The organism is Flavobacterium sp. DW-iso2, from assembly GCF_058725285.1.
Map to the genome: position 1 here is coordinate 148,152 of NZ_JBZXDY010000006.1, position 21,922 is coordinate 170,073.

General features: G+C 35.5%; 19 protein-coding genes. 6 read left to right on the forward strand and 13 right to left on the reverse strand.

All coding sequences use genetic code 11. The features are described 5' to 3' along the window. Positions 1-700: 700 nt before the first annotated feature. The gene (locus AC4PRO_RS06280; protein ID WP_492116730.1) at positions 701-4,186 is read left to right on the forward strand and encodes a M4 family metallopeptidase; all 3,486 of its coding nucleotides are present in this window, start codon (positions 701-703) and stop codon (positions 4,184-4,186) included. Between the two features lie 159 nt (positions 4,187-4,345). Here the strand turns inward: AC4PRO_RS06280 and AC4PRO_RS06285 are convergent, their stop codons facing one another. The 13 genes from AC4PRO_RS06285 to hemA all read right to left on the reverse strand — a co-directional run bounded on the left by AC4PRO_RS06285 (position 4,346) and on the right by hemA (position 16,186). Further along, positions 4,346-4,729 carry a response regulator gene (locus tag AC4PRO_RS06285; RefSeq protein ID WP_492116731.1) on the reverse strand — a complete coding sequence of 128 codons (384 nt, stop codon included), beginning with the start codon at positions 4,727-4,729 and terminating at the stop codon, positions 4,346-4,348. Next, on the reverse strand, positions 4,726-5,745 hold the full coding sequence (locus AC4PRO_RS06290; RefSeq protein WP_492116732.1) for a PAS domain S-box protein: 1,020 nt from the start codon (positions 5,743-5,745) through the stop codon (positions 4,726-4,728). The genes AC4PRO_RS06285 and AC4PRO_RS06290 overlap by 4 nt, the downstream gene beginning before the upstream one ends. Before the next feature lie 201 nt (positions 5,746-5,946). Continuing rightward, positions 5,947-7,641: an ABC transporter ATP-binding protein gene (locus AC4PRO_RS06295; protein WP_492116733.1), complete on the reverse strand. Its 1,695-nt coding sequence runs from the start codon at positions 7,639-7,641 to the stop codon at positions 5,947-5,949. Positions 7,642-7,771: 130 nt separating this feature from the next. After that, a complete protein-coding gene (locus AC4PRO_RS06300) occupies positions 7,772-8,485 on the reverse strand; it encodes a 3'-5' exonuclease (RefSeq protein ID WP_492116759.1) in 714 nt (237 codons plus the stop codon). Between the two features lie 117 nt (positions 8,486-8,602). Further along, complete coding sequence (locus AC4PRO_RS06305; RefSeq protein ID WP_074720175.1) at positions 8,603-9,073, reverse strand: methylated-DNA--[protein]-cysteine S-methyltransferase; 471 nt, start codon at positions 9,071-9,073, stop codon at positions 8,603-8,605. 185 nt (positions 9,074-9,258) lie between these two features. After that, positions 9,259-9,672 carry a c-type cytochrome gene (locus AC4PRO_RS06310; protein WP_074720177.1) on the reverse strand — a complete coding sequence of 138 codons (414 nt, stop codon included), beginning with the start codon at positions 9,670-9,672 and terminating at the stop codon, positions 9,259-9,261. A 65-nt stretch (positions 9,673-9,737) separates the two neighbouring features. Then, positions 9,738-10,730: a porphobilinogen synthase gene (gene hemB, locus AC4PRO_RS06315; protein WP_492116734.1), complete on the reverse strand. Its 993-nt coding sequence runs from the start codon at positions 10,728-10,730 to the stop codon at positions 9,738-9,740. Between the two features lie 121 nt (positions 10,731-10,851). Then, entirely contained in the window at positions 10,852-11,760 is a 909-nt protein-coding gene (gene hemF, locus AC4PRO_RS06320; RefSeq protein ID WP_492116735.1) for an oxygen-dependent coproporphyrinogen oxidase, read from the reverse strand. Then, positions 11,760-12,140: a hypothetical protein gene (locus AC4PRO_RS06325; RefSeq protein WP_492116736.1), complete on the reverse strand. Its 381-nt coding sequence runs from the start codon at positions 12,138-12,140 to the stop codon at positions 11,760-11,762. The genes hemF and AC4PRO_RS06325 overlap by 1 nt, the downstream gene beginning before the upstream one ends. A 6-nt stretch (positions 12,141-12,146) precedes the next feature. Beyond that, positions 12,147-13,172: a uroporphyrinogen decarboxylase gene (hemE, locus tag AC4PRO_RS06330; protein WP_492116737.1), complete on the reverse strand. Its 1,026-nt coding sequence runs from the start codon at positions 13,170-13,172 to the stop codon at positions 12,147-12,149. 46 nt (positions 13,173-13,218) lie between these two features. After that, on the reverse strand, positions 13,219-13,923 hold the full coding sequence (locus tag AC4PRO_RS06335) for a uroporphyrinogen-III synthase (RefSeq protein ID WP_074720187.1): 705 nt from the start codon (positions 13,921-13,923) through the stop codon (positions 13,219-13,221). After that, complete coding sequence (hemC, locus tag AC4PRO_RS06340) at positions 13,923-14,849, reverse strand: hydroxymethylbilane synthase (protein WP_492116738.1); 927 nt, start codon at positions 14,847-14,849, stop codon at positions 13,923-13,925. Before hemC ends, AC4PRO_RS06335 begins: the two co-directional genes overlap by 1 nt. Positions 14,850-14,929: 80 nt before the next feature. Continuing rightward, on the reverse strand, positions 14,930-16,186 hold the full coding sequence (hemA, locus tag AC4PRO_RS06345) for a glutamyl-tRNA reductase (RefSeq protein WP_074720191.1): 1,257 nt from the start codon (positions 16,184-16,186) through the stop codon (positions 14,930-14,932). 228 nt (positions 16,187-16,414) lie between these two features. Here hemA and AC4PRO_RS06350 point away from each other — a divergent pair, with 228 nt between their 5' ends. The 5 genes from AC4PRO_RS06350 (at position 16,415) to AC4PRO_RS06370 (ending at position 21,922) form a co-directional block, all read left to right on the forward strand. Next, positions 16,415-17,287, forward strand: coding sequence for a helix-turn-helix domain-containing protein (locus AC4PRO_RS06350; RefSeq protein WP_074720193.1), 873 nt, complete (start codon positions 16,415-16,417; stop codon positions 17,285-17,287). A 162-nt stretch (positions 17,288-17,449) separates the two neighbouring features. Beyond that, entirely contained in the window at positions 17,450-18,481 is a 1,032-nt protein-coding gene (gene hemH / locus AC4PRO_RS06355) for a ferrochelatase (RefSeq protein WP_492116739.1), read from the forward strand. Then, on the forward strand, positions 18,482-19,837 hold the full coding sequence (locus AC4PRO_RS06360) for an MATE family efflux transporter (RefSeq protein WP_492116740.1): 1,356 nt from the start codon (positions 18,482-18,484) through the stop codon (positions 19,835-19,837). Next, complete coding sequence (locus AC4PRO_RS06365; RefSeq protein WP_492116741.1) at positions 19,824-20,381, forward strand: CopD family protein; 558 nt, start codon at positions 19,824-19,826, stop codon at positions 20,379-20,381. The genes AC4PRO_RS06360 and AC4PRO_RS06365 overlap by 14 nt, the downstream gene beginning before the upstream one ends. A 125-nt stretch (positions 20,382-20,506) precedes the next feature. Next, the gene (locus tag AC4PRO_RS06370; protein ID WP_083380321.1) at positions 20,507-21,922 is read left to right on the forward strand and encodes an ATP-binding protein; all 1,416 of its coding nucleotides are present in this window, start codon (positions 20,507-20,509) and stop codon (positions 21,920-21,922) included.

Below are 21,922 nucleotides of genomic sequence, written 5' to 3' on the forward strand. Positions count from 1 at the left end.
GCTATTGAATATCCGTCATGCGAACGAAACTTTAAAGCAATCCTCACATTTAAACTTTGAATCTTAAATAAAAATAGTCCACAAACAATATTATATTCTACACAAGGCTTACTCTTTTCTAAACATCCTTTTTTCCTTTTTTTTCACTATTGAGCTCGATATTTCTATAAAAAACGCTTGGTTTAAATTTAACAGCTACTCTGATAAATTCAATATGCTCTTATAAATAATTTCCAGATAAACTCACTTGTAACTATAAGATTTTAGAACCATAATCAGGTCATTTAATTAGCCGAAACTCACTATTATACCAACCATTTATTAAATAAGTATTCCTTTTCTAATTCACTTTTATCAGGACAATACTTCCTATGTCACAACAGCATAATATTTTGAACGTTTGCTTTGCTTAAAATTTAAAAATTGAATTTCTTAGACAAAATAACACTTATATATTTTAGATTTACTCAAATATTCGAAAATTAATTATCTTAAATACTGCAAAATCACTTTTTTACTTTAAAAATTTAAAAAATAAAACACGTCTTCATCTCGCACTACGACCGCCCTTAATTAAAATTTGATGTGAAAAAAACAAACAAAAAAGAAAAAAATTACAATATTCACAACATTTATCACATTTTATGTTAAATTTGGGAACAACAATTTTAATAATTTATTAACATTTAACCTACAAGAAATGAAAAGAAAATTACTAGGTAAAATTGCACTTGCAATTAGCGTATCACTGTTTGCTATTGACGGAAACGCCCAAGATTCTGCCAAAAATGTAAAACAGAAAGTTCTTAATCAAAATGGAGAACCCTCCATAATTACTTTTAACGAGAAATCTACTTATAAATCGACAGACTCTCAAAAAGTATTAACGGAGCAATTAGAATTAAAAGCCAATTCTAAATTTACTATTTTAAAATCTGAATCTGACAGATCAGGTTTCAATCATGAAAAATTCCAACTGTATCATCAAGGCGTTAAAGTAGAATATGCTACCTACTCTCTACATTCTAAAAATGGAAAGTTAACATCTATGAGTGGTGAATACTATGATATTAAAAATGAATCCATAACTCCAAGTATCTCCAAAGAAACTGCTTTTAAGAAAGCCGTCAATCAAATAGGTGCTTCAAAATACTTATGGGAAAATCCAGAAAATGCCTCAAAAATAGGCTATCATAAACCTGAGGGGGAATTAGTTTTTCTTCCCTCTATGATTGACCAAGGTGAAAAAACAACGAATCAAAAAGTTCGTTTAGCCTATAAATTTGACATCTATGCAACAAGTCCCGTTAGTCGCGGTGACTTATACATTGATGCAACAACTGGAGAAGCATTGTACTACAATGCGACAATTAAGCACCTTGGTGAATATAGTCATGCGAAAAGCCATACAATAAATGAGGTTGGAGCAAAAAACTCAAACGCTGCAAAAACTTTATTTGTATCAGCAAACGCTGCAACAAGATATAGCGGAAATCAGCCAATCCAAACTACTTTAAGCGGTTCTTCTTATATATTATCTGACGCTACACGTGGAAACGGTGTTCAGACGTATAATATGAAAAAAGGAACAAATTATGGTACAGCTGTGAATTTTACAGATACTGATAATAATTGGACTGCTGCTGAATTTGACAATACAGCTAAAGATAATGGTGCTTTTGATGCCCATTGGGGAGCAGAAAAAACATATGATTACTGGTCTACCGTTCACGGAAGAAACAGCTACGATAATGCAGGTGCTGCTATTAAAAGTTATGTGCATTTCGACGTCGCCTATGATAATGCTTACTGGAATGGTAGCGTTATGACTTACGGAGATGGAAGCGGGACTTATTTTGATGTTTTAACGTCAATTGATGTAGCAGGTCACGAAATTGGTCATGCCGTTTGTGAGAAAACAGCAAATTTAGCATATCAAAAAGAATCAGGAGCAATGAATGAGGCCTTTTCTGATATTTGGGGAGCTTGTATCGAATATTACGCAGCACCGGGTAAATCTACATGGTTAATTGGAGAAGACATAGAAAGAAGAGCTGGACATTTAGCTTTACGTTCTATGAGCAATCCTAAATCTGAAGGACAACCTGATACTTACGGCGGTACAAACTGGAAAACAATTAACTGTGGTACACCTACACAAACAAATGACTATTGTGGTGTACATACAAATAGTGGTGTATTAAACCATTGGTTTTATATATTAAGTATTGGAAAATCAGGAACAAATGATATTGGAAGTTCATACAGCGTTACAGGAATAACAATTGATAAGGCAGCAAAGATTGCTTATCGTTTAGAAAGCGTGTATTTATCAGCAAATTCAACTTACGCAAACGCTAGAACTTACGGAATCCAGGCAGCTACTGATTTATACGGAGCTGGATCTCCTGAAGTAATCGCCACTACTAATGCATTTTATGCAGTAGGTGTTGGCGCTGCATACGTAACTGCAGACAGCATTGCTCCTTCTACTCCTACAGGTTTAACAGCTACGGGAACAACTGGCTCATCAACAAATTTATCTTGGACAGCTTCTACAGATAATGTTGCCGTAACAGGATACAATATTTATAATGGTGCGACTTTAGCAGGAACTAGTACAGGAACAACTTACACTGTTTCTGGATTGACAGCATTGACAGCCTACACTTTTACAGTTAAAGCAAAAGACGCAGCAGGAAATCTATCTACGGCGAGTAATTCTGTCAATACAACTACAACAGCAGCTTCAATCTCATATTGTACGTCTAAAGGAAACAGCGTTGCTGATGAATATATAAGCAAAGTTCAATTAGGGACAATAAACAACACAACCACAGGTGGTACAGGTTATAGCGACTATACCAGTATTACTACTAGCCTAACCAAAGCGAGTTCAAACACTATTACCATTACACCAAAATGGACGGGCACTAGTTATAACGAAGGGTATGCTGTGTGGATTGATTACAATCAAAATGGTGATTTTTCAGATGCAGGTGAATTAGTTTGGAGTAAAGCTGCTTCTAAAACTACCCCAGTTTCTGGTACTTTTACAGTTCCAAGTTCTGCAACTTCTGGAACGACACGCATGAGAGTTTCCATGAAATACAATGCCGTAGCAACACAATGTGAGGCATTTTCTTATGGTGAAGTTGAGGACTATACAGTTAACATCACAGCTGGTACAGCAGATACAACTGCACCATCTACACCATCAAGCTTAACAACTTCTGGAACGACTACAACCACTACAAGTTTATCATGGAACGCTTCTACGGATAACGTTGCAGTAACTGGATATGATGTGTATCAAGGTAGTACTTTGAAAGCAACAGTAACAAGTACTTCATACGCTGTATCTGGATTAACTGCCAGTACTGCTTATACCTTCTCAGTAAAAGCAAAAGATGCTGCTGGAAATATTTCTCCAAGTAGTAACGTTGCAAACGTAACCACCTTAAGTAATACAGTATCCTATTGTGCTTCTAAAGGGAATACGGTAACTGATGAGTATATTGACTACGTTTCTATTGGAGGAATTACAAATACAACTGGAGCGAATGCAGGATATGGTGATTTCACGAGTCTTGTTGCAAACCTTCCTTACGGTTCAAACACGATCTTGTTTAGTGCTGGTTTTAGCGGTTCAGCTTATACTGAATATTGGAAAATTTGGATTGATTACAACCAAAACGGAACTTTCGAAACTTCGGAAGAGATGGTTACTGGATCTTCGTCAAGTAGCACAAACCTAACAAGTACATTTACGGTACCTACCTCAGCTTTAGCAGGTCCAACTCGTATGAGAGTGTCAATGAAATACAACGCGGTACAAACCGCATGTGAAACTTTCTCTTATGGAGAAGTGGAAGACTATACAGTTAATATTGGTGGTCCAGCGATTACAACTATTACAACTGCCAAAACTGCAATTGACTTAGGAAATGAAAATTCAATTTCAGATTTATTAATGTATCCAAACCCTACAGATAATATCCTAAATGTAAGAATGACAGATAGTAGAAAAGGAACTTACAGACTTATTAATTTCCTTGGTCAACAAGTTGACGCGGGTAAATTATCTGAAAGCGGAATAAATGTCAGTAAATTAGGAACTGGAGTTTACATTTTAGAAGTGAATGACGGTCAAAAAACTGTCGCTAAGAAATTCGTGAAAAATTAATTTCATTACCAATACTAGAAAAGCCTCACAGTGATGTGAGGCTTTTTTTTTTGCTAATATACCGTTTTTTTTTAAAGGTAATTATATTGTACATCCTCGAGAGATCGAATTATAAAGCACTTTTTTCAATTACTCTTTCCGCAGAATGTCTGTCACACTTTATAAATGACTCAATTTTAATTGTTGCAGCTTCTCTTTATTTAACGGTTTTTCGATAAAATCAATGATTTTAGAATAGGAGGCTGCTTTTTCTTTGTCTGCACTATCGACTGAAGAGGTCACCATCACTACCTGAATTTCATAATCAAAATTATCTTGATGAATAATGTCCAATAAACCCCAACCGTCCATTACCGGCATGTTGATATCTAAAAATAATAAAATAGATTTCCTATCTTTAGACCGACCATCAAAAAATTCCAAAAAATTAGTAGCAGAATTGAAGGTTTTTGGCGAATCAGTAAGCCCAACAGCTTGAATTATTTTACTGTGTAAAAACAGAATTATTTCATCGTCATCTACAATAACTACATCGTAATTCATTTGTCTTCTGCTTTATTTATTGTTTCTGTTTTTTTAACAATACCCCTAATAATAGCATCGAGTTCCGTTCCTGAATTAAAAAAATGAGTCAAAAGCTCTTCATAATCTAATGGAATACTACCCGACTCCTTCATAAATCCAATAATAGACATCATTTTTGTCAATGGCGCTCGAACAACATGAGAATGTGTCCAGGCAATATCTTTGAGGCTTTTATTCTGCTCTTCAATAGTGGTGATGTGTTGCATTTGCTTTGTTATATCATTTGCTATCACCAGTTTTGCTTTTTGATTATTAAAGAAAATAATATTACTCTGAATTTCTACGTCGAGTATGCTTCCGTTTTTTTTCTGATGTCTGAAGTATCTTTTTTCTACGCTATCTCTATATTGGTTAAAAGAATTAACTCCCTCGTCAAAAAGCGGATACTCTGACTCTGGTCGCATCTCTCTAATGGTCATCTTTAAAAACTCTTTTTTGGTATAGCCATACTTCTTTATAGCGGCTTCATTAACATCTAAAAACCGAAATGTTCCTAGATCATACACCCACATAGCCAGCGGACTCAGATGAAATAGATCGCTGTAACGTGTTTTTGCATCATCATATAAATAAAATTTTTTTTTGCGCTCTATGGAACATGCCATACTCTTATACAACATCGCAGATGTTAAGCCTTCTTTTACTAAATAATCTGAAATACCTTGAGAAATTGATCTGATACTGAAATCAACATCTTCATTTGAGGTCAAAACGATAATAGGACAGAATAACACTTTATCTACCATTGCAGCAACCAACTTATCAGGACTAATATCTGGCAACGTATGGTCTAATAGAACAACATCAAAGAATTTATCGTCTGAAGACAAAACCTCAGCGGCTTCTTCGAAATTTTTTGCAAATCTAATTTCAAAATCAAAATTCAGCTCCACTAACAACTCTTCAATCCGCGCAACGTCAGTTAAACTGTCTTCAACAACTAAAATTGAATATATCTTCTCGTCTTTATTCATTTTGTTTGAAAAATTGCATTGGTTTTTACAAAAGCCATAAATTAAGAACTACTTTCTGAACTATGATTCCCTTCAACAAATAGAGTATTTATAAAACAACCGTGTTTTTCTCTTTATTGTTATTAAAGCAGTTTCAATACTGCAAATATAGAACTCCTTTTTATATTATGATCAAAATACACTTATTTTGGGACAATCGGACTAACTATCATTCCCTTTAGGTATAGCCTCAATCAGCATCTTTGTATATTCTTTTTGAGGATTGGCATACAAGGCATCAGCATCTGCTATTTCCTCTATTCTACCTTTATTCATAACCAAAACCTGATCGCTCATGTACTTCACCACAGCCAAATCATGCGAAATAAAAATATAGGTAAACCCAAAATTCTCTTTTAACTCATTTAAAAGATTTAAAACCTGCGCCTGAACCGATATGTCCAATGCCGAAACCGATTCGTCACAAACGATTAACTTGGGCTGTAACGCGATGGTTCTCGCTATTCCAATGCGTTGTCTTTGCCCTCCGGAAAACTCATGTGGATACCGATTAAAATACTCCGCTCCTAAACCTACTCTCTCCAGAATTTCAATCGCTTTGGCTTTTCTCTCTTTGTCATCTTTATACAATCCATGAACTTTCATGGGTTCCATAATGGCTTTACCCACAGGAATCCTAGGGTTCAACGAAGAGTAAGGATCTTGGAAAATAATTTGAATCTCCTTTCGTAACTTTTTGATTTCTGTGTTTCCTAGTTTAGTAATATCCTGACCTCTATATAATATCTGTCCTGAAGTCGCTTTATCTAATTGTAAGATGGCATTCCCCAGTGTCGATTTTCCACAACCACTCTCCCCTACTAAACCTAATGTTTCACCCTCATACAATTTAAAACTTACGTTATTCACCGCTTTAAAACCTGTTTTTTTTCCAAAGAAACCCGCTGTAGAAAAATATTCTTTCTCCAAGTTCACAACTTCCAAAATAGGTGTCTGACTGTACAATTTATTGTGAAAACGACTTCTGTCTTCCGGGGTTACCACTTCAGCGTTGATTGTATCATCTAAGAAATCCTGAATGGTAGGTAATCTCTTCAATCGAAAATCTAAAGAAGGACGCGAAGCAATTAAGGCTTTCGTATAATTATGTTGCGGATTTTTGAATATCTGCTTTACTTCTCCTTGCTCTACAATTTCTCCTTGATACATCACCAATACCCGATGAGCAATGTCAGAAACGAGAGACAAATCATGGGAAATAAAAATAATACTCATTCCAGTTTCGTGTTGAATGTCTTTTAACAACTGAATAATCTCCTTTTGAACGGTGACGTCTAAGGCGGTTGTAGGTTCATCTGCAATCAACAACTTTGGTTTACAGGCAATCGCCATAGCAATCATCACACGTTGTTTTTGTCCTCCTGAAATCTCATGTGGGTATTTATCGAATAATATTTCCGGATTAGGTAATTTTACTTTCTCGAATAACGAAAGTGTCTCGGTTTTAGTCTCTGCTGTGGATAATCCGGTGTGCTGTAATAGAATTTCTTGTACCTGAAAACCACATTTCAGTGATGGATTGAGCGAACTCATCGGCTCTTGGAAAATCATGGCAATTTCGTTTCCTCTGAGTTGCTGCAATTCTCTTTCGCTTAGATGCCCTACATTTTTAGTGTCAAAAATGATCTCTCCTGCTGAAATTCTTGAAATAGTAGCAGGCAATAAACCCATAATCGCTAAAGAAGAGACTGACTTACCAGAACCGGATTCCCCTACAATTCCGAGAATTTCATTCTGTTGCAAATCATAACTTATGTTTTTGATAACAGCGGTATAAATCCCTTCTTTTTTAAAGGAGATTTCGAGATTCTGAACGAAAAGTAAAGGCTTATTCATAAGTGTAAAAGTAAAAATTTAACCGCTTGAAACACATTTTTTTTTTAAAACTCTCCTGTGATTCAATGATAATCACAGCAATTAGTATAACCGCTTACTTTCCATTTATTTAAATAATCAACACCGGGTGTTAAACATGAATAATCTCATCATCAATCAATAAATCCTCCCTTCTAAGCCTGAGAAAAATCTGAGCAACGGCAATGGTGTCCTTTTCACAATAGGTTACAATACGGTCAATGTCTTTATCTACATAAAAAACATGACCTACTTGGCTGCCGTCGATATCACCTTTGGGAGATGGTATCCCCAGCACTTTGCACATTAATTTTAGTGAAGTGTAATGCTTATAATCGCCAAACTTCCATAACTCCAGCGTATCAAGATGCGGAATTTCCCATGGTTTCTTACCAAATAAATTCAGTTTATCAGGAAGTACAATCTGGTTGATAATCATTCTTCTTGCCAGGAACGGAATATCAAATTCTTTAGCATTGTGACCGCATAAAATATGCTGCGGCTGATTAAAATGATTATTCAATAGATTATTAAAGTCATTTAAAATCTTTCTTTCATCTCCAAAGAAGGAAGTCACCCGAAAGTTGCGAATATCCCCTTTGATGGTAAAATAACCCACAGAAATACATACTATTTTTCCAAATTCAGCCCAGATTCCCGCTCGATCATAAAAATCTTCTGGAGTATATTCATCTTTTCGCTGGTATTGGGTTTTATGTTCCCAAAGGTCTTTCATCTCGGAATCCAAAGCATTATAATTCTCGGCTTCTGGCACTGTTTCTATATCTAGAAAGAGAATGTTATTAAGGTTAATTTTTTCTATCATATTGATGGGCACACCGATTTACATAGATTAGTATAGATTTCGTTTTCTATCGAAAACATCAATTGATATTAACGATGTTCGAATATAAAGAAAATCAAGCAATTTACATTTAATTCTCTAAAACAAACTTTGCTGCATTGTTGGGTTTTCGTGTTCCAAAAGCCATTTCTTACGCCACAAACCTCCTGCATAACCGGTCAGCGAACCATCTGAACCAATCACTCTGTGGCAAGGCACAACAATCCACAGCGGGTTTTTCCCATTGGCGGAAGCCACAGCCCGAATTGCTTTGACGTCTCCTAAAATTTTGGACTGTTCTAAATATGTCCTAGTTTTTCCATAGGGGATCTCTAATAATGATTTCCATACCTTCTGTTGGAATTCAGTCCCTTTTGGATTCATCTTGAAACTAAAATCATTTCTTTTCCCTTCGAAATATTCGTTGAGTTGTTCAACCGCTTCTTGCAAAACGGACGGAATGATAGCCGAAATAGTATCCTGGTCAGAAACGGATATAGAAGAAATTCCGCTTTCATCACCAGTAATTATCGCGATACCTAGTGGTGTTTTGATTTGCGCTGCTTCCATTTTATAAATATAAATAATATTCTTTACTATTAGCTTAAAACAAAACGACCTACGAGAAAAAATCCTGTAGGTCGATTAAAATAAATTTTATTGTATGTGCAGTTTTCTAGCCCTGATGGAAACGGCATCCTTTATATTTTTTCTTTAAAAACATAAAGATATAGTGTACAGCAGGAAATAGCTCCTTACTTTAAATTAGAATTAATATAAGCTTCTAATCCTTGTAATTCTTCGGTAGACAATGCTTTTGTAATTGCGAAATTTGCTTTCATTATTTCATATTGAGTTGGGTCAACTAACGGTTTCGCATCGTCTCTTAAGAAGGCCACAATGTTACCCCCTTTGGCTTTATAAACCGCTGCAATCTCTTGTACACTAGGCCCAATCAATTTCGTATCTACCTTATGACAGGTTGCACAAGTTCCTTTTCCGTTAAAAATGGTTTCTCCTAATTTTTCTGGCGTTTGAGCCACAGCAGGCATTCCTTCAGAAGAGGCTTCTGTAGACGCCGCTGGTTCTTCTTTACCAAAAGATTCTTCTTCCTTTCCTTTACAAGAGAATGCTACTAATGCGATCGCAATAATTACTATTTTTTTCATGATTTGAAGTATTTGAACTCAAAGTTAATTAACTTAAAATTTTTATCAAATGATAATTGTCAGTTTTATTTGTTTAAAAGTATTGCTGCTTCTTTAGCAAAATAAGTAGAAATTAAACTTGCCCCAGCACGTTTGATACACATAAGTTGCTCCATCATGGTTTTGTCATGATCTAACCAACCTCTTTCGGCAGCAGCCTTAATCATTGCATATTCACCAGAAACATGAAATACCGTTACCGGAACATTTACCGCATTTTTTACTTCACGTACAATATCTAGGTATGCAATTCCTGGTTTTACCATTACCATATCTGCACCTTCTTCAACATCCCAAAGGGCTTCTTTGACGGCTTCAATACGATTAGCATAATCCATTTGATAGGTTTTTTTATCTTTTGGGATTTCGTTATTATCAACTGGCGCACTATCTAATGCATCACGAAATGGTCCGTAAAACGCCGAAGCGTATTTAGCAGAATAACTCATAATTCCCACATTATGGAATCCTGCAGCGTCAAGTCCTTGGCGCAATCTCAAAACACGTCCGTCCATCATATCAGATGGGGCAACAAAATCGGCTCCAGCGGCAGCGTGTGAAACGGCCATTTTTACTAAGGCTTCATTTGTAGGGTCGTTTGCTACATCTCCATTTTCTATAATACCGTCGTGACCATAAATAGAATACGGGTCTAAGGCGACATCTGGCATAACAATCATTTCGGGACAAACCGTTTTAATCGCACGAATCGCTTCTTGCATCAATCCGTCCTTGTTCCAAGCTTCTTTTCCTGTATTATCTTTAAGATTTTCACTTACTTTTACATAGATATTTACCGCACGAATGCCTAAAGCGTAAAGTTCTTTGATTTCTTCTACCGTTAAATCAATCGAACGTCGGAAGATTCCCGGCATCGAAGGGATTTCCACTTTTACATTTTCTCCCTCTGCAATAAACATGGGAAACATAAAATCGGACGGACTTAAAGTGGTTTCTCGTACTAACGAACGAATTGATTCGTTGGTTCTTAATCTTCTACCTCTGTGTAATGGGAACATATAATTTATGATTTAAGATTGCTTCGCCAATTCGAACAAAGCTCTCGGATTACGATTGTTGATTTATGATTTAAAACAAATTGTTGAAGTCAGAAAATCTGAAATCAAAAATCGTTAATCATCAATCGACAATCCAATTTATTGGATTTTCTAATACTTTGACTAATTTTTCTTCTTCGCTTCCTGCTTCTGGATGATGATCATACACCCATTGCACATGTGGTGGCAAAGACATTAGGATGCTTTCGATTCTTCCGTTAGTTTTAAGTCCAAATAAAGTCCCTTTATCATGAACCAAATTAAACTCAACATAACGACCGCGGCGGATTTCCTGCCACGTTTTTTGTTCTAGAGTATAGAGTAAACTTTTTCTTTTTTCAACGATTGGAACATAAGCTTCGAGGAAACTATTCCCCACTTCAGAAACAAAGTTAAACCAGTTTTCCATGCTCATCTCATCTGTAGCTTTGCAATAATCGAAAAATAATCCGCCTATTCCGCGTGCTTCATGACGGTGGGCATTCCAGAAATAAGCGTCACATTGTTTTTTATATTTTGGATAAAACTCTGGATTGTGTTTATCACAAGCTGTTTTACAGGTTTGATGAAAATGAGTGGCATCTTCTTCAAACAAATAATAAGGCGTCAAATCTTGTCCGCCACCAAACCATTGTTGAATCACCTTTCCGTTATCGTCGTACATTTCGAAATAGCGCCAGTTGGCATGAACCGTAGGCACCATAGGACTCTTTGGGTGCAAAACCAAACTCAATCCGCATGCAAAAAAATCCGCTTCGCCTACGCCAAACATTTTTTGCATCGCTTCTGGTAATTTACCGTGAACAGCTGAGATATTTACACCTCCTTTTTCAAAAACTTTTCCGTTTTCAATCACTCGAGTTCTTCCTCCTCCACCTTCTGGACGTTCCCAAACATCTTCACGGAATTTGGCTTGACCATCAACAGCTTCTAATCCTGCGACGATTTGATCTTGAAGGTTTTGTATGTAATTGTAAAATTGTTCTTTCATTATAAATTTGCTTTTGCAGAAGCTATTTTATTAAAAATTTCAAACGAAAATGTTTTGCTTCCGGATTGAATATGCTCATAAATGGCAATTGCTTTTTCGGTCAAATCAAATAGGTTCTCTTTGGAAAAAGCTACCAAAAAATTAGCGAATTGCTCCTTTTGGGCCCAATCCATTTCGTATTTATCTAACAATGAAATCAAATCTTTTTCTTCAATTTGATTAAGAATAGTAGTTGTTAAGTCGAAATCAGTCAACTGATTATCAATAAGACTTGTGTCTTCTATATTCCAAAATTTTGGAACAAAAACCAAAGAAAGTAAAGTACTTAACATAGTGTCAATCTTTACTTTCTTTTCGTCTCTTAATCCTTTATTCAGCATCTGCTATTATTGGTTGTATTCTTTCACTGCATCGATAAATGCTTTCGCATGATCAACAGGAATATTTGGTAAAATACCATGACCTAAGTTCACGATATATTTGTCCTTACCGAATTCGTCAATCATTTCGTGTACCATTTTCTTGATCACCGGAATTGGAGATAACAATCTAGATGGATCAAAATTACCTTGTAAAGTAATGTTTCCGCCAGACAAATACCTTGCATTTCTAGGAGAACAAGTCCAGTCTATTCCTAATGCAGAAGCACGACTTTTTCCCATTTCGCCAAGGGCAAACCAACATCCTTTTCCAAAAACAATTACTGGAGCGTCATCGGCCAAAGCTTCAACGATCTGATTAATGTATTTCCAAGAGAATTCTTGATAATCTACAGGAGATAACATTCCACCCCAAGAATCAAAAATTTGAACAGCATCTACTCCAGATCTTACTTTTTCTTTTAGGTATAAAATAGTCGTATCCGTAATTTTTTGCAATAGAACGTGCGCCGCTTCTGGGTGTGAGAAACAAAATCCTTTGGCTTTATCAAAACTTTTAGATCCTTGTCCTTCTACTGCATAACACATAATTGTCCATGGCGAACCTGCGAAACCAATTAATGGCACCTCATCATTCAACATTTCTTTAGTCAATTTAATAGCGTCAAAAACGTATCCTAAAGTTTCATGCACATCAGGAACAATAACGTTCTCAACATCTTGAATCGTGCGAATAGGGTTTGGTAAATATGGGCCAAAATTAGGTTTCATTTCAACTTCAATTCCCATTGCTTGTGGAATCACCAAGATATCCGAGAATAAAATTGCTGCATCTGGAGCGATTCTACGAATAGGTTGCACCGTAATTTCGGCTGCTAATTCAGGTGTTTGACAACGAGTAAAAAAATCATATTTATCACGCAAAGCGATAAATTCCGGCAAATATCTTCCCGCTTGACGCATCATCCAAACGGGTGGACGTTGAACTGTTTCTCCTTTTAATGCTCTTAAAAATAAGTCATTCTTTAACATAATTCTATCTTTTTTATTCCCCGCCGCAGCGAGGGTATTGGATTTTTTAATTTTCAGCTGTAGGCTCGATACTTTCTTCCGGATTATAATATTGAATCACTTCAATAATTACGTCTTCGATTGTTGGGATTTCGGCAATTACAATGTTTTTAACTTTGTTTAATTCTAATGATTTTGCAGTAGTATTCCCTACGCAAAAGCAGATTTCCTTTTTGATTTTGTTGTTTGTCAAATAACTCTCCACTGCAGATGGACTAAAGAACATGATTCCGTCAAAATTCTCTTGTTCAGATATTTTGAAAGGCGCTAATGTAGTTTGATATACTTCTATTTCATTAAAAGTAATCCCTTCACTTTTTAAGGCTGCTGGCAAGGTTTCCTTACGTAAATTTCCGCTTAAAAAAGTATAACTCTCTTTGCTATAAATTAATGTAATGATCTCCGCTAATTCAGAGGCATAATCCATATAAACACTCACCGTAAAACCATTAGCTTCTAATAATTCTTTGGTTTTAATACCTACACAAAAGACCATTTTAGTCTTAAGAACTTCCCAACCGCTTTGTTCCATTAAACTCACAACAGCATTTTGACTACTGAAAATCAAATTATCGTTGAATTTATCTAATTGAAAAAGGTTGTTTTTAATTTCGATAAAATCTTGTTCTAAAAGATCAAAATCAGCATCGATAAATACTTGCCTTTGTTCTGCAGACAATGTTTTGGTTGATAAAATGCTTGTTTGACTCATTATTTCTTTAGATTATTTTTAATTTCCGTCATCAATTTTGTTCCGCCATTATTTAAAACTTCTTGGGCAGAAAAGAAGCCTAATTTTTTCCAGTCTTCGATAGGAACAATTTTTTCTACTTCAATTTTTTCTTTTCCGTCAAGCGAAAATAAAACTCCCTGAAAATGAATAGTATCTTCTTGTTCGTTATAACGTGCCAAAGCTCCAATAGGTGCCGTACAACCCCCTTCTAATGTTTTTAGAAACTGACGTTCTATATAGGTTACGATTTCGGTTTCAATATCATTTAGCTGCGATAAAGCATCTAATGTAAATGCATCTTCCTGCATGGCAACAACAAGCATAGCTCCTTGAGCGGGAGCAGGAATCATCCAGTCTAAATTAATGAAGTTCTCCGGCTTTAAGTTGATTCTTTCTAAACCAGCAGCTGCAAAAATAGCTCCGCTCCAGCCTCCTTCGTTCAACTTTTTCATACGCAAATTTACATTTCCGCGAAGGTCAACTACTTTATGTGTTGGATATTTATTCAGCCATTGCGCTTGACGACGCAAACTTCCTGTAGCAATTGTACCTGATTCGTTAAGAAAATCAAGATTGCCTTTATGTACTAAAATATCTAAGGCATTCGCTCTTTCTAAAACTGCTGCTTGAACAATCCCTTTTGGCAAAGCCGTAGGAACATCTTTCATGGAATGCACTGCTATATCCACATCGCCATTTATCATAGCCACATCAAGTGTTTTAGTAAAAATCCCTGTGATTCCTAATTCGTAAAGTGGTTTGTCCAGAATGATATCTCCAGTAGATTTAACCGTTATAATTTCTGTTTTATATCCTAAATCGTTTAACTTTTTTTCTACTGTGTGTGCTTGCCAAAGTGCGAGTTCACTATCTCTGGTACCAATTCGTATTGTTTTTTCAGCCATTTTTATATTTTGATTTCAAAAAGGTTTCTTTAAAATTAAAAACCATTAAGAAATTAAGATTCATTACGTTTTATATAAATTTATTTCGCTGCAAGACCTATTTTAAAAACTTTTTCAATCCATTCAATACTTTCATCTACCATGGTATCATCATCTTTTAAATGATTTGCAAATTGGGTAGTGATTTTTTGAATAATTCTTGCGCTGATAATCTCTGCTTGTTCTTCGTTGAAATCAGCTATTTTTTTACTCTGGAAATTTAATTCGGAAGTTTTGATAGCATTCAATTTTTCTTTCAAAGCATGAATGGTAGGCGCAAATTTTCGGCCTTTTGTCCAAACATTGAACTCTTCTTTTATTTCTTCGATAATAGCTTCAGCGGCAGGAATGTGTTTTTTTCTGTTTTCTAAAGTTTCATCAGTTAGTTGAGACAAATAATCCATATGAATTAATGTAACGCCATCTAATTCCTGAACATCTTCATTTACATTTTTAGGTATGGATAAATCTAAAATCAGCAAAGGCTTTTTTAGATTCAAAATTGCTTTATCTACAGTAGGGTTTTGGGCACCAGTAGCAACCACAACAACATCTGCTTTTTGTAATTCCAGATGTAACTCTGAATAATCTTTTACGATTAAGTTTAGTTTACCCGCTAATTTTTCCGCTTTATCTTTCGTTCTGTTGATTAGAGTGATGTGTTCGTTTTTGGTGTGTTTTACCAAATTTTCACAAGTATTACGACCAATTTTCCCTGTGCCAAACAATAGAATGTTTTTGTTTCCAATGTCTTCTACGTTCTTCATTATATATTGAACGGAAGCAAAAGATACCGAAGTGGCTCCGGAACTAATTTCTGTATCTGTTTTTATTTTTTTACTCGCTTGAATAACCGCATTCACTAATCTTTCCATGAAATTACTGGCAAGACCTAAGGATTTCGACTGGCTAAAACTAGTTTTTATTTGGGAAATAATTTCAAAATCTCCAAGAATCTGGCTGTCTAAACCTGTTCCTACACGAAACATATGGTTTATGGCTTCTTGATTTTTATATACAAAACCAACTTTTTGAAATGCTTCAACACTACCTTGACTATTCTCACAAATCAATTTTATTAATTGAAAAGGGTGCTCTGCAAATCCGTATATCTCTGTTCGATTACAAGTAGAAGTTACGATTAAGCTCTCAATTCCTTCCTCTTTTGCTTGCTCCAGTAAACGTGTTTTAGCTAAAGCATCTAAGCTAAATTTTCCTCTAATCTCAGCATCTGCTTTTTTATAGCTTAATCCAACGGAGTAAAAATACTGATGCTTTGATAGGTTGTTATTTTCCATATAATTACTTTTCCAAAAAGTGAGACAAAATTATCACTAAAGACTTTATAAAAGTAACGCTAGAAGTACTTTTTGTATCGCTATATGTTTTTTTGTTTCTAATCGCCTGTTTTAATGCAAAAATAGCTATTTTTGTACTGAAATCAAGTAATTAGACGTTTCTTATTTAGAGTCGTTCTAAACTAAAGAGGTTTGTAATCGTCGTGTTTTAAATTAAAAAATATCGCTATGAGTTCTCAAGAAATTATAAAAATAGAAGATGATTTTACCTTAATTCGTTTTCAGAATGACAGCACAGAATCCTTTAATGCCCAACGCGAAGTCAGCAGCGGCTTGATTCAATTTCATTTTGGATTAAAAGGAAGCGCTAAATTTATATTCAATCAAGGGAATTATGCCTTGGAACTGAAAGAAGAAAAATCATTGCTTTTATACAATCCACAAAAGGAGTTACCGCTGAATCTTGAACTAGCGCCAAATTCATGGGTGATTTCGGTAATTATTTCGATCAAGAAATTTCATGCCTTATTTTCGACAGAAGCTGATTACATTACTTTTTTGAGCGGAGATAATAAAGACAAGAAATATTATAACGAAGGAAATATAAGTCCGTCAATGGCCATTGTACTGTCTCAGTTATTTCATTATAGCCTGCATCCTTCGATAAAAAACTTGTATTACAAAGGAAAAGGCTACGAATTGTTGAGTTTGTATTTCAATAGAACCGAAGATCCCAATGCAGAACAATGTCCGTTTTTAATAGATGAAGACAATGTAATGAAGATTAGAAAAGCCAAAGAAATTATTATTGCTAATATGGCTGAACCACCAGGTTTACAAGAACTAGCCGATGAAATAGGTTTGAATTTAAAGAAACTGAAAATGGGTTTCAAACAAATTTATGGCGATACTGTTTATGGGTTTCTGTTTGATTACAAAATGGATTTTGCTCGAAAGTTACTCGACAGTGGCTCTTATAATGTAAATGAGGTAGGACTAAAAATAGGATACAGCACCGGAAGTCATTTCATCGCTGCCTTCAAAAAGAAATTTGCCACAACGCCAAAGAAATACTTAATGTCCATTAATCCGAATACGTAATTCGTCATCGGTTTTATATATTAAACAATAAATAAAAAATAGTTAATCGTAATTTACAGCAAACCAACTTTAATTACTTTTGCCACAAGATTACACATTCTTCGTACTAAAGGGTTTTACCTATACAGCTGAAGCAATGATAATAATAAAAAGAAATAATTTATGAAAGGTGTATTATTAGTCAACTTAGGTTCTCCTGAAAGTCCAACTGCAAAAGATGTAAAACCATATTTGGATGAGTTTTTAATGGACAAATACGTAATTGATGTTCCGTTTTTATTAAGAGCGTTATTAGTTCGCGGAATCATTTTGCAAACACGACCTAAAAAATCGGCGGCAGCCTATGCTAAAATATGGTGGGACGAAGGCTCTCCGCTTGTCGTTATATCAAAAAGAATGCACGCTAAAGTAAAGCAATTAGTGAATGTTCCCGTTTCCCTTGCCATGCGTTATGGAAACCCTTCTCTTTTGTCAGGCTTGCAAGAATTACATGATCAAGGGGTGAATGAGGTGCTGCTTTTTCCTTTGTATCCGCAACATGCGATGGCGTCTACGACTACAATATTAGAACTAGCCGAAGAACACCGTAAAAAGTATTTCCCGGAAATGAAATTTACGATAGTACCTGCTTTTTACAACAAACCAGATTATTTACAAAACCTTGCCGATTCTATAAAAGGACACTTGAAAGGGTATGACTACGATCATCTATTGTTTTCTTACCATGGAATTCCGGAGCGTCACATTCGCAAAACGGATATTACTAAATCACATTGTAAAATTGACGGCTCTTGTTGCAATACGCCTTCACCGGCACATGAATTTTGTTACCGTCACCAATGTTATGAAACCACAAAACAGGTCGTGAAATTATTAGGTATTCCAGAAGGAAAATACAGCCAAACGTTTCAATCGCGTTTAGCGGGTGACAAATGGCTTACGCCTTACACGGATGTCGAAGTGAATAAAATGCCTGAAAAAGGAATCAAAAAATTAGCGGTGGTAACCCCAGCTTTTGTCTCTGATTGTTTAGAAACATTAGAAGAAATCGCGATGGAAGCCAATCACGAATTCAAAGCACATGGAGGCGAAGAATTCTTGGCAATTCCTTGCTTGAACGATAGCGATGCCTGGTGCAATACCGTAAGCAATTGGATCACGGAATGGGTAGCTGTTGAAAAAACAATTGCATAAATGGCAATTTCAGCCGAAGAACTAGGAACCGAAGACATAAAAAAACTCTTGATGAAGCAGGCTTTGCCTGCTTCTATTGGGATTTTGTTCATGTCCGTCAATATCCTTATTGATACCATATTTGTCGGACAGTGGATTGGTTCGCTTGCTATTGCGGCCGTAACAGTGGTCTTGCCTATAACTTTCCTGATTTCATCATTAGGTATGGCTATTGGCGTAGGTGGTGGTTCTGTTCTTTCTAGAGCTTTGGGTGCGAAAGACCGTGAAAAAGCGAAAACTACTTTTGCCAATCAAATTATGATGACCTTTATTTTGGCGTCACTTTTTGTAATACTTGGTATCTTTTTCAGTTCTGAAATGCTACTGCTTTTTGGTGCCAAAGGAGCAATCATAGCTCCGGCAGCTGAATTTTTTTCCCCAATTATTGTTTCTGTGCCTTTCCTTGCCCTTTGCATGATGGGAAACAACATAATCAGAGCCGAAGGCAAAGCTAAATTTGCTATGGTCGCCATGATTATTCCTGCTTTTGTCAATATCATTTTAGATATTATTTTTATAAAAGTGATGGGATTAGGCATGTTTGGAGCAGCGTTAGCAACATCCATTTCCTATTTTATGTGCTTCCTTTTTGTTCTTTGGTTCTTTGTTTATAAAAGTGAATTAAAACTAAAAGCACGACATTTTAAGTTACACTTACCCATCATAAAAGAAATTACAGAACTAAGTTTTGTTACTTTTTCAAGACAAGGAGTAATAGGTGTTTTGGCCATTATTCTCAACCATACTTTATACTCGTATGGCGGCGAACATTCGATTGCCGTTTACGGAATAATAAGTAGAATGTTGATGTTTGCCCTGTTCCCTATTCTTGGAATTACACAAGGATTTATCCCGATTGCCGGTTATAATTATGGAGCCCAAAATTATGAAAGAGTTAAAGAAAGCATTCAAATATCCATCAAATATGCTGCACTATTAGCATCGTTGATATTTGTTGTTATTCTCTATTATGCCACGCCAATAGTAACCATTTTTACCACCGACCCAAAGGTTATTGCCGAAACACCGAATGCCTTACGATGGGTATTTGCCGCTTCTCCTATTATAGCCATCCAGTTAATTGGCGCAGCCTATTTTCAAGCCGCGGGAAAAGCTAAAAAAGCATTAATGCTGACGCTGAGTAAACAAGGATTTTTCTTAATTCCGTTAGTACTGATACTACCGAATTTTTTCGGTATTTTTGGAGTGTGGGTTGCCTTCCCTATTGCCGATGTGTTGTCAACAATACTAACCGGCTATTTTCTAAAGAAAGAAATGAATACAAAATTGATTAAAACTACTGATGGAATATTATAACTACCTCAAATCCTTACACCTCATATTTGTAATTACCTGGTTTGCAGGTTTGTTTTATATTGTTCGGTTGTTTGTTTACCAAATTGAAGCAAATGACAAACCATCTCCTGAAAAAGAAATTTTGCAAGCACAATACAAAATAATGACCTACCGATTGTGGTATATTATCACCTGGCCTTCGGCGGTTCTGGCTAGTATTTTTGCGTTTTGGATGCTGTTTTTCACTGACTTAGGAAAGTCTTGGTTGCAAATGCCATGGATGCATGTAAAACTTGGCTTTGTATTTGTGTTGTATTTATACCATGGCAAATGCCACCAAATATTCAAGCAATTGCAAAACAACCAAGTTAAATACACAACTAACTTTATGCGTTTATGGAATGAAGGCGCCACCATCATTCTTTTTGCAGTTGTTTTTTTAGTGATTCTAAAAAATGCCGTCAATTGGATTTACGGAGTCGGTGGCATTTTTCTATTTTCAATTACAATTATGTTGGGCTTTAAATTTTACAAGAGAATACGAGAAAAGAACAGTGAACAGTGATGAGTCTTTTAGTGTTCAGTTTCTCCTAATACTGACATGTAAAAAGATGAAATACTAAAAAGAGAACAATGCTAAAAGGTTTCAAATTATCGATGTTGTCGCTACGAATTCGGATTTTTCTTTCGATGATCGTACTGATAATCGTAGCCTCTATTTTGTTAGCTTCTATCTCGATTATCCAATTTAAAAACGAAGCCAAAGAATACCATCAGGAACGACTGGAAAGAAAAGAAAATGCGGTTAGAGAACATATTAATTACGTTCTTTCGACAACAACCTATCCTTTAACTACTGAAAACCTCGATCTGATTTTCAAGGATAAGATTCACGAACTGGCGCACATTCATAATATTGAAATAAATATTTATAGTCTTGAAGGCAAGCTTTTAAAATCATCCAAAGAATCTTTTTCCGTTGATAAGGTTTCTCCGCCCATCCCAAAATACATATTAAAACTGGTTCGTTCTTCGATTGAAAAACGATACGTAGATATTAAAACCGTTAATGGTGTTAAAAACAGGTCTTCTTTTACCCAAATAAAAGACGATAAATTCAAGCCCTTGGGTGTTTTGAACTTACCTTATCTAGAGGATGATGGCTTTTATGAAAAGGAGCTGAACAGTTTTTTAATCCGTTTAGGACAAGTCTATACCTTTATGTTAATTGTGGCCTTTGGACTGGCTTATTTTCTTTCGACGTACATCACAAAATCCTTGAAAACAATTTCAGACCGTATAAACGAAACTAGTTTGAGCCAAAAGAATAAAAAAATAGTATTAGAAGCAAGCAGTAAAGAAATCAACCTATTGATTAAATCTTATAATCGAATGGTGGAAGAACTCGAGATAAGCGCCGTCAAATTAGCGCAAAGCGAAAGAGAAGAAGCTTGGCGCGAAATGGCGAAACAGGTAGCGCATGAGATCAAAAATCCACTGACGCCAATGCGTTTAACGGTACAAAGCTTCGAAAGAAAATTCAATCCAGAAGATCCTGACATCATACAAAAAATGAAAGATTACTCGGAGACCTTAATTCAGCAAATTGACACCATGAACGCCGTTGCATCTGCTTTTTCTAATTTTGCTTCTATGCCTGCTCAACAAAACGAAACGCTGAATGTAGTAGAAGTAGTCGAACTAGCATTAGACATTTTTAATGAAGAACACATTGTATTTGAAAGTGAATTCCCTGAAATTATTTCTAAAATAGACCGAACGCAATTGATTCGAATTCTCACTAATTTGGTCAAAAATGCCATCCAATCGATACCCGAACTACAGGAAAACAAAAGGGTTTTTGTAGCCGTAAAAAAAGAGCTCAACAGTGTATTAATCATTGTTGAAGACAATGGAATTGGGATTAAGCCTGAAGATATTAGTCGTATTTTCGAACCTAAATTCACCACTAAAAACAGCGGAATGGGATTAGGCCTAGGTATTATAAAAAACATCATTGAAAATTATAAAGGAACAATTACCTTTGATACAGAATATGGAAAAGGAACACGGTTTACGGTGTCACTTCCTATAATTAACTCTTAA

What these genes read in the sequence shown, in the direction of transcription:
- AC4PRO_RS06280 (WP_492116730.1), top strand. Translation starts at nt 701, where the DNA reads ATGAAAAGAAAATTACTAGGTAAAATTGCACTTGCAATTAGCGTATCA.
- AC4PRO_RS06290 (WP_492116732.1), bottom strand. Translation starts at nt 5,745, where the DNA reads ATGAATAAAGACGAGAAGATATATTCAATTTTAGTTGTTGAAGACAGT.
- AC4PRO_RS06295 (WP_492116733.1), bottom strand. Translation starts at nt 7,641, where the DNA reads ATGAATAAGCCTTTACTTTTCGTTCAGAATCTCGAAATCTCCTTTAAA.
- hemC (WP_492116738.1), bottom strand. Translation starts at nt 14,849, where the DNA reads ATGGCTGAAAAAACAATACGAATTGGTACCAGAGATAGTGAACTCGCA.
- hemF (WP_492116735.1), bottom strand. Translation starts at nt 11,760, where the DNA reads ATGAAAGAACAATTTTACAATTACATACAAAACCTTCAAGATCAAATC.
- AC4PRO_RS06370 (WP_083380321.1), top strand. Translation starts at nt 20,507, where the DNA reads ATGATCGTACTGATAATCGTAGCCTCTATTTTGTTAGCTTCTATCTCG.
- AC4PRO_RS06310 (WP_074720177.1), bottom strand. Translation starts at nt 9,672, where the DNA reads ATGAAAAAAATAGTAATTATTGCGATCGCATTAGTAGCATTCTCTTGT.
- AC4PRO_RS06325 (WP_492116736.1), bottom strand. Translation starts at nt 12,140, where the DNA reads ATGCTGAATAAAGGATTAAGAGACGAAAAGAAAGTAAAGATTGACACT.
- AC4PRO_RS06365 (WP_492116741.1), top strand. Translation starts at nt 19,824, where the DNA reads ATGGAATATTATAACTACCTCAAATCCTTACACCTCATATTTGTAATT.
- AC4PRO_RS06285 (WP_492116731.1), bottom strand. Translation starts at nt 4,729, where the DNA reads ATGAATTACGATGTAGTTATTGTAGATGACGATGAAATAATTCTGTTT.
- hemA (WP_074720191.1), bottom strand. Translation starts at nt 16,186, where the DNA reads ATGGAAAATAACAACCTATCAAAGCATCAGTATTTTTACTCCGTTGGA.
- AC4PRO_RS06350 (WP_074720193.1), top strand. Translation starts at nt 16,415, where the DNA reads ATGAGTTCTCAAGAAATTATAAAAATAGAAGATGATTTTACCTTAATT.
- AC4PRO_RS06300 (WP_492116759.1), bottom strand. Translation starts at nt 8,485, where the DNA reads ATGATAGAAAAAATTAACCTTAATAACATTCTCTTTCTAGATATAGAA.
- hemH (WP_492116739.1), top strand. Translation starts at nt 17,450, where the DNA reads ATGAAAGGTGTATTATTAGTCAACTTAGGTTCTCCTGAAAGTCCAACT.
- AC4PRO_RS06360 (WP_492116740.1), top strand. Translation starts at nt 18,482, where the DNA reads ATGGCAATTTCAGCCGAAGAACTAGGAACCGAAGACATAAAAAAACTC.
- hemB (WP_492116734.1), bottom strand. Translation starts at nt 10,730, where the DNA reads ATGTTCCCATTACACAGAGGTAGAAGATTAAGAACCAACGAATCAATT.
- hemE (WP_492116737.1), bottom strand. Translation starts at nt 13,172, where the DNA reads ATGTTAAAGAATGACTTATTTTTAAGAGCATTAAAAGGAGAAACAGTT.
- AC4PRO_RS06305 (WP_074720175.1), bottom strand. Translation starts at nt 9,073, where the DNA reads ATGGAAGCAGCGCAAATCAAAACACCACTAGGTATCGCGATAATTACT.
- AC4PRO_RS06335 (WP_074720187.1), bottom strand. Translation starts at nt 13,923, where the DNA reads ATGAGTCAAACAAGCATTTTATCAACCAAAACATTGTCTGCAGAACAA.